The sequence below is a fragment of the Kitasatospora sp. NPDC057500 genome (genome assembly GCF_042802195.1).
Taxonomy (GTDB): Bacteria; Actinomycetota; Actinomycetes; order Streptomycetales; family Streptomycetaceae; genus Kitasatospora.
This window is the reverse complement of record NZ_JBHVER010000294.1, coordinates 1-7,400: the sequence shown is the minus strand read 5'-3', so window position 1 is coordinate 7,400 and position 7,400 is coordinate 1. Positions and strand designations below refer to the sequence as shown.

Annotated in this window: 5 protein-coding genes and 1 other RNA gene; all 6 read left to right on the top strand. The window is 72.6% G+C overall.

The genetic code is table 11. The features are described 5' to 3' along the window. The first annotated feature begins 95 nt into the window (after nt 1-95). The 6 genes from ACFU74_RS34790 to ACFU74_RS34765 all read left to right on the top strand — a co-directional run bounded on the left by ACFU74_RS34790 (nt 96) and on the right by ACFU74_RS34765 (nt 7,357). On the top strand, nt 96-1,244 hold the full coding sequence (locus tag ACFU74_RS34790; protein WP_380764138.1) for a S41 family peptidase: 1,149 nt from the start codon (nt 96-98) through the stop codon (nt 1,242-1,244). Between the two features lie 44 nt (nt 1,245-1,288). Continuing rightward, on the top strand, nt 1,289-1,765 hold the full coding sequence (gene smpB, locus ACFU74_RS34785) for an SsrA-binding protein SmpB (RefSeq protein ID WP_350544683.1): 477 nt from the start codon (nt 1,289-1,291) through the stop codon (nt 1,763-1,765). 88 nt (nt 1,766-1,853) lie between these two features. Then, nucleotides 1,854-2,235, top strand: a transfer-messenger RNA (tmRNA) gene (gene ssrA, locus ACFU74_RS34780). Nucleotides 2,236-2,363: 128 nt separating this feature from the next. Beyond that, the gene (locus ACFU74_RS34775) at nt 2,364-4,679 is read left to right on the top strand and encodes a HelD family protein (RefSeq protein WP_380764137.1); all 2,316 of its coding nucleotides are present in this window, start codon (nt 2,364-2,366) and stop codon (nt 4,677-4,679) included. A 376-nt stretch (nt 4,680-5,055) separates the two neighbouring features. Then, nucleotides 5,056-6,528 carry an NAD-dependent malic enzyme gene (locus ACFU74_RS34770; RefSeq protein WP_380764136.1) on the top strand — a complete coding sequence of 491 codons (1,473 nt, stop codon included), beginning with the start codon at nt 5,056-5,058 and terminating at the stop codon, nt 6,526-6,528. A gap of 547 nt (nt 6,529-7,075) precedes the next feature. Beyond that, a complete protein-coding gene (locus tag ACFU74_RS34765; RefSeq protein ID WP_030308200.1) occupies nt 7,076-7,357 on the top strand; it encodes an HU family DNA-binding protein in 282 nt (93 codons plus the stop codon). The last annotated feature ends 43 nt before the right edge of the window (nt 7,358-7,400 follow it).

Here is a 7,400-nt window from a genome sequence, read left to right as displayed (position 1 = left end):
GCCCCGGACGGCACTGCGCCGTCCGGGGCCGTCGGCGTTTCGCCGCCACCCCTTTCCGGGCCGGGGCGTTCGCGGAACGCCCTAGACTCCGGTCCATGCCAGTCACTACCCGCGCGGCGCGTCAGGTGGCCACCCTCAGCCTGGTGTTCGGCGTGGTCCTGCTGGCGGGAGCCGCCACCGGCGCCTGGGGCGAGCCCGGTACGACGCCGCGCCCGCCGTCGGCCGACACCGCCGGGGCCGCCGCCGCGACCATCGGCGCGGGCCAGGACCCGGCCGGCGCCGACCTCTCCGAGCAGCAGGCCGAGCACCTGATCGGCGCCACCGGCGACCGCTGGGGCGCGTACTACAGCGCCCAGGAGTACGCCGAGTTCAGCCAGGGCCTGGACGGCCGCTACCTCGGCGTGGGCCTGTCCGTGGGCCGCGGGGAGGACGGCGTCACCACCGTCTCCCAGGTGCGGCCCGCCGGGCCGGCGGCCGCGGCCGGGATCTCGGTCGGCGACCGGCTGCTGCGGATCGGCGACGACCAGGCGGACCGGCTGCCGGTCACCGAGGTGGTCGCCCGGCTGCGCGGGCGCGAGGGCGCCGAGCGGCAGCCCGGCTCCGAGGTCGTGCTGGCCGTCCAGCGCGATGAGGGCGAGGAGCGCGAGGTCCGGCTGCGCCGGGCGCTGCTGGACAGCCAGCAGGTGACCGTCGAGCACCTGGCCGGCGGCGTGGTGCGGATCGCCGTGCGGGCCTTCACCTCCGGCGTGGCCGAGCAGGTGCGCGCCGCCGCGCGCGACGCGCGCGGCGGCGTGGTGCTCGACCTGCGCGGCAACTCCGGCGGGCTGGTCGACGAGGCCGCCGGCACCGCCGGGGTGTTCCTGGACGGCGGCCCGGTCGGCTCGTACCAGGACCGCGGCGGTACCCGGAAGCTGACCGCCCCGCCCGGCGGCGACCAGCGGACCCCGCTGGTGGTGCTGGTCGACGGCGGCACGATGAGCGCCGCCGAACTGCTCACCGGGGCCCTCCAGGACCGCGGCCGGGCCGTGGTGGTGGGCGCGCGCACCTTCGGCAAGGGCACCGTCCAGCAGCCCAGCCGACTCGCCGACGGCGCGGTGCTGGAACTGACCGTCGGCCGCTACTACACCCCGGCCGGCCGCTCCCCGGAGGGCACCGGACTGGCCCCGGACGTCCCGGCCGGCGCCTCCGAGGACGCCGCCGCGCTCGCCCTGCGGGTGCTGGACGGTCTCGGCAGCCGCGCGTAAAGGGGCTGCTCCGCACCGGGTGGAGGTGCGAGAATGACCGCGCTATGGCAAAGGAAACCGGACACAAGCTGATCGCGCAGAACAAGAAGGCGCGACACGAGTACACCATCCTCGACACCTACGAGTGCGGCCTCGTGCTCACCGGCACGGAGGTGAAGTCACTGCGCGAGGGGCGGGCCAACCTGGTCGACGGCTACGCCTACATCCAGAACCACGAGGCGTGGATCGACAACGTCTTCATCCCCGAGTACACCCAGGGGACGTGGACCAACCACGCGGCCCGCCGCAAGCGCAAGCTGCTGCTGCACAAGCTGGAGATCCGCAAGATCGAGACGAAGGTCCGCGACGCCGGCCACACCCTCGTCCCGCTCTCGCTGTACTTCAAGGACGGCCGGGTGAAGCTCGAACTGGCGCTCGCGGTCGGCAAGAAGCTGTACGACAAGCGGCAGACCCTGCGCGAGAAGCAGGACACCCGCGAGACCGCCCGCGCGGTCGCGGCCGCCCGGCGACGCCAGCGTTAATCGGCTGGACCCTCGCTGGTCGCCTCGCGTACCATGGGGCCCAGCACCACGGACGGGCGACCGTCCGCGCTGTTTCTCAACAAAACATGGGGATGATCGGTTTCGACAGGGGATGTTGAAACAGGGGAAGCGAGCCGAGGAACGCGGCAATGATCTCGTTAACCACGTGTCGCAAAAAAATAATCGCCAACTCTAAGCGCGATTCCCAGCAGTTCGCTCTCGCTGCCTAATAAGCACCGATAGCGCTTGGGTGTCAGCCCGGGGAGTTCCCGACCCGGATCCTGGCATAATCTAGGGAACTCAACTCTCCACCCGGGCTGCGGGGGTGGAGGGGAAATCAAACAGCAGCTGGGCCTGTTGGCGGCTTGTCCGCGTGACCGCCAGGGCCGAGAAAAGCACAGCGGACTGCGCTCGGAGAAGCCCTGAATTGACTCCACTGGACCCGGGTTCGATTCCCGGCATCTCCACCACCCCATGTTCACAGTGAAGGCCGTCCACCGCGTTGCGGAGGGCGGCCTTCACGTTTCCCTCGGCCGGGGCGTAGGATCGTCCGTCCGCTCGTTTCCCGGAGCCGGATTCCGCCGCAACCACCGAGGCCATGCAGAGCAACACGGACACCAGCACCACGGACACCACCGCCACCGACCACGAGACCGTGCGCGAGCGCGAGATCGCCGGTGAGCAGCGCCACCTCGACACCGTCTACCACCGGCTGGAGGAGAAGCTCGCCGAGGCCGAGTACATCCTGGAGGACGCCGCCAAGCGCGTGCAGGTCGGCACCCCCGGCGCGCTCGCCGAGCGCGACGCCCAGGTCTACCGGGCCGGCGCGCACCTCCAGCGGCTCAACAACGAGTTCGAGGACTTCCTGTTCGGCCGCATCGACCTCCAGCGGCCGGACGCCCCGGAGGAGCACGGCATCCCCTCCGGCACCCCGCTCGACCCGGCCGACCCGGCCGTCGCCGAGACCCTGCACATCGGCCGGCTCGGGGTGCTGGACGCGGAGTACGGCCCGCTGGTGATCGACTGGCGGGCACCCGCCGCGGCGCCGTTCTACCGCTCCACCCCGCTGGAGCCCGGCCGGGTCATCCGCCGAAGGGTGATCCGCTCCAAGGGCCGCAAGGTGATCGGCGTCGAGGACGACCTGCTGCGCCCCGACCTCACCCCCACCCTGGACGGCGAGGAACTGGCGGTGGTCGGCGACGGCGCGCTGATGGCCTCGCTCGGCCGCGCCCGCAGCCACTCGATGCGCGACATCGTCTCCTCCATCCAGAAGGAGCAGGACGAGGTGATCCGCGCCGCCGCGGCCGGCGCCACCCTGGTCACCGGCGGCCCCGGCACCGGGAAGACCGCCGTCGCGCTGCACCGGGCGGCCTTCCTGCTCTACCAGGACCGCCGCCGGTACGCCGGGGGCATCCTGGTGGTCTCGCCGACCCCGCTGCTGGTCTCCTACACCGAGGGCGTGCTGCCCTCGCTCGGCGAGGAGGGCCAGGTCGCCATCCGCGCGGTCGGCTCGCTGGTCGACGGCATCGAGGCCGGCACCTACGACACCCCGGAGGCGGCCCGGGTCAAGGGCTCGGCCCGGATGGTGCAGCTGCTGCGCAGGGCCGCCCGGGCCGCGCTGGAGCTGGGCGCGCCGCAGGAGCTGAAGGTGGTCGCCCGCGGCGAGGTGCTGAAGCTGGACGCGGGCCGGCTCAAGGCGGTGCGCGGCAACGTCATCGGCTCCGGCGGCACCCCGCTCAACCTGCTGCGCCCGCGCGCCCGCCGGCTGCTGCTGGACGCGCTGTGGCAGCAGGCCACCCGCCACCTGCCGAGGCCCGCCGACCACTACGCCCGCGAGCAGCGCCAGGAGGAGAAGGAGTCCTTCGACGAGTACGTCTCGGACGAGGCGCCGTTCCTGGACTTCCTGGACGCCTGGTGGCCCGCGGTCACCCCGCGCCGGGTGCTCGGCACGCTGAAGCACGCCCGGCACATCAACCGGATCGCCCGTCGCGCGGTCGCGCCGGACGAGGCGAGGCTGCTGGCGGCGTCCTGGCGGCACCTGTCGGAGCGCGGCGAGGGGGCGCTGTCGGCGCACGACGTGGCGCTGGTGGACGAGTTGCAGGTGCTGCTCGGGGAGCCGGCCCGCCCGAAGGTCCGCGAGGTGGACGCGGTGGACCTGCTGAGCGGTCTGGAGGAGGTCACCACCTTCGCCGACCGGTCCGCCCGGCAGCGCGAGCGGGTGCCGGTCGAGCGGGTCGAGTACGCGCACGTGATCGTCGACGAGGCGCAGGACCTCACCCCGATGCAGTGGCGGATGATCGGACGCCGCTCCCGGACGGCCACCTGGACCATCGTCGGCGACCCGGCGCAGTCCTCCTGGCCGTTCCCCGAGGAGGCGCAGGCCGCACTGGACGAGGTGCTGTCCGGCAAGCCCCGCCGCCGCTTCACGCTGACCGTGAACTACCGCAACCCCGCCGAGATCGCCGAGGTGGCGGCCAAGGTGCTGGCGCTGGCCGCGCCGGGCACGCCGTCGCCCAGCGCGGTACGGCGGGTGGGTGTCGAGCCGCGCTTCGCGGCCGTCACCGACCCGTCGCCGGAGGCCTTCGGCGCGGCCGCCCGGGTCGAGCTGGAGCGGCTGCTGGGCGAGGTGGACGGCACGGTGGCCGTGGTGGTGCCGATGGACCGGCGGGCCGAGGCGGCGGGCTGGGCCGAGGGGCTGGGCGGGCGCGTGGTGGCGCTGGGCAGCCTGGAGGCCAAGGGCCTGGAGTACGACGCGACCGTGGTGGCCGACCCGACCGGGATCGCCGGCGAGTCGGAGGCGGGCCTGCGGGTGCTGTACGTGGCGCTGACCAGGGCGACCCAGCGGCTGACCGTGCTGTCCGGTCCGGACGACCTGCCGGACGCGGCCGGCGTGCCCGCGCTGCTGCGCGACTGACGGCCCGTGCGCACGGCCCGCCCGGGACCGCCCGGGCGGGCCGTGCGCCGTCCCGGACCGCGAGCACGGCGAAGGCCCCCCACCCGGCGGGTGAGGGGCCTTCAGAAGTCACGACACCGACCCGCCATGCTCGCCTCGCGGCAAGTGGTCCCTCGAAGGGACGAAGGTTGGGCCCGGGGGCTTGGATCGAGCCGGTGTCCCGTCCAATGTAACGCATCGGGCGGCGGAGGCAAGAAGTTGTCGGGTCCGCACACTCAATGAACGTTATTTCTGGCTATGCCCCGGTAGGTGCGACGATCGATGTCTAGCATGCGCTGGCGAGGGTTATCAACAATCTGTTGACCTCGTGGACGGACGGACGGAAGAAGGAACGTCGATGGCGACGGTGCCCAGTGTCTCGAACTCGATCACGGTGCGGCTGGAGGTGCCGGCCAGAGGCAACGCCGTCAGCGCGATCACCACGGCGGTGGAGTCCTCCGGCGGGTCGGTGACCGGCCTCGACGTGACCGCCTCCGGTCTGGAGGCGCTGCGGATCGACGTCACGGTGGCCGCCTCCTCGGTGGCGCACGGTGAGGAGATCGTCGAGAAGCTCCGGGCGATCGACGGCGTCGCCATCGGCAAGGTCTCGGACCGTACCTTCCTGATGCACCTCGGCGGCAAGATCGAGATGTCCTCGAAGCTGCCGATCCGCAACCGCGACGACCTCTCGATGATCTACACCCCGGGTGTCGCCCGGGTCTGCATGGCGATCGCCGAGAACCCCGAGGACGCCCGCCGCCTCACCATCAAGCGCAACAGCGTCGCGGTGGTCACCGACGGCTCCGCCGTGCTGGGCCTGGGCAACATCGGCCCGGCCGCCGCGCTGCCGGTCATGGAGGGCAAGGCGGCCCTGTTCAAGCGCTTCGCCGGGATCGACGCCTGGCCGATCTGCCTGGACACCCAGGACACCGACGAGATCGTGGCCATCGTCAAGGCGATCGCCCCGGGCTTCGCGGGCATCAACCTGGAGGATATCTCCGCGCCGCGCTGCTTCGAGATCGAGGCCCGGCTGCGCGAGGCGCTGGACATCCCGGTCTTCCACGACGACCAGCACGGCACCGCGATCGTGGTGCTGGCGGCGCTGATGAACGCGCTCAAGGTGGTCGGCAAGGAGATCGCCGACATCCGCGTGGTGATGTCGGGCGCCGGCGCCGCGGGCACCGCGATCCTCAAGCTGCTGATGGCGGCCGGCGTCGAGCACGCCACCGTGGCGGACGTGAAGGGCGTGGTCCACGAGGGCCGGGACGACCTCAACGACAGCCTGCGCTGGATCGCCGAGCACACCAACCGCTCGGGCCGCACCGGCAGCCTCAAGGAGGCCGTGGCCGGCGCCGACGTCTTCATCGGCGTCTCCGCCCCGAACGTGCTGGACGGCGACGACCTGGCCACCATGGCCGAGGACGCGATCGTCTTCGCGCTGGCCAACCCGGACCCGGAGGTCGACCCGGCGGTGGCCCGGCAGACCGCCGCGGTGGTCGCCACCGGCCGCAGCGACTTCCCGAACCAGATCAACAACGTGCTGGTCTTCCCCGGCGTCTTCCGCGGCCTGCTGGACGCCCAGAGCCGCACCGTCAACACCGAGATGATGATCGCCGCCGCGCGGGCGCTGGCGGCCACGGTCGGCGACGACGAGCGCAACCCGAACTACATCATCCCCAGCGTGTTCCACAAGGACGTCGCCAAGACCGTCGCCGCCGCCGTCCGGGACGCCGCCCTGGCCGCCGCCTCGGAGGAGCCCGCGCCGTCCCGGCCGACCCCCGGCATCGTCGGCACGCTCGACACGGCCTCCTTCCCGGCCGTGAAGCTCTGACGCCGGACCGACACGCCGGGCCCCTGCGCCGGGCCCGGCACCGGCCGGTCGCCGATGTGCCGCGGATCGGTCAAATGGCCGATTAGCGGCCGTACCCGTCCCTTCCCGCCCCGAACCCTTGCGACACAAGGGCGAGGGGCGTGTTTGGGCTTGTCGGACCTAGGGCGTACGGTAGCCCTGCACGGGGCAGGCGTGTCCGACAAGTACGGAACGTCCCCCTGGTCTTCCGGCGTGTCTTCCTTGACCGCCGCCCGCGCCCGGTCCGCCGGAGCCGACGGAGCGTCACACCTCCGGCGGGCGGGCGATGTTCGGGTGGTGCCGCCGGGGCCCGATTGGCATTCTCGGGGCCGGTCGGGGCAGGATTCGTATCCGGGCAGGCAGGCGGGCCTTCGACGGCACGGCGCGCGGCACTGGGTGCGGACCCGGCTCGCGACCACGCATTGCCTGCATGAGCACAGTGTGCGGACCTGCGGCCCATCCGGGTGCCCCCGGTGGGAGCACCGATGGGCCCCCGCACACCGCAAGCGAACAGACCACAGGAGTACACATGAACCGCAGTGAGCTGGTGGCCGCGCTGTCCGAGCGCGCCGAGGTGACCCGCAAGGACGCCGACGCCGTTCTGGCCGCCTTCGCCGAGATCGTCGGCGAGGTCGTCGCCAAGGGCGACGAGAAGGTCACCATCCCCGGTTTCCTGACCTTCGAGCGCACCCACCGTGCCGCTCGCACCGCCCGCAACCCGCAGACCGGCGAGCCGATCCAGATCCCCGAGGGCTACAGCGCCAAGGTCAGCGCCGGCTCCAAGCTGAAGGAAGCCGCCAAGGGCGCCTGAACCACCCCTTGAACGCCCGGGAGGCCGGGTCCCCGTCGTGGGG

Excerpts from the sequence above, each read along its gene's own strand:
- ACFU74_RS34790 (WP_380764138.1), top strand. The coding sequence starts at position 96 with ATGCCAGTCACTACCCGCGCGGCGCGTCAGGTGGCCACCCTCAGCCTG.
- smpB (WP_350544683.1), top strand. The coding sequence starts at position 1,289 with ATGGCAAAGGAAACCGGACACAAGCTGATCGCGCAGAACAAGAAGGCG.
- ACFU74_RS34775 (WP_380764137.1), top strand. The coding sequence starts at position 2,364 with ATGCAGAGCAACACGGACACCAGCACCACGGACACCACCGCCACCGAC.
- ACFU74_RS34770 (WP_380764136.1), top strand. The coding sequence starts at position 5,056 with ATGGCGACGGTGCCCAGTGTCTCGAACTCGATCACGGTGCGGCTGGAG.
- ACFU74_RS34765 (WP_030308200.1), top strand. The coding sequence starts at position 7,076 with ATGAACCGCAGTGAGCTGGTGGCCGCGCTGTCCGAGCGCGCCGAGGTG.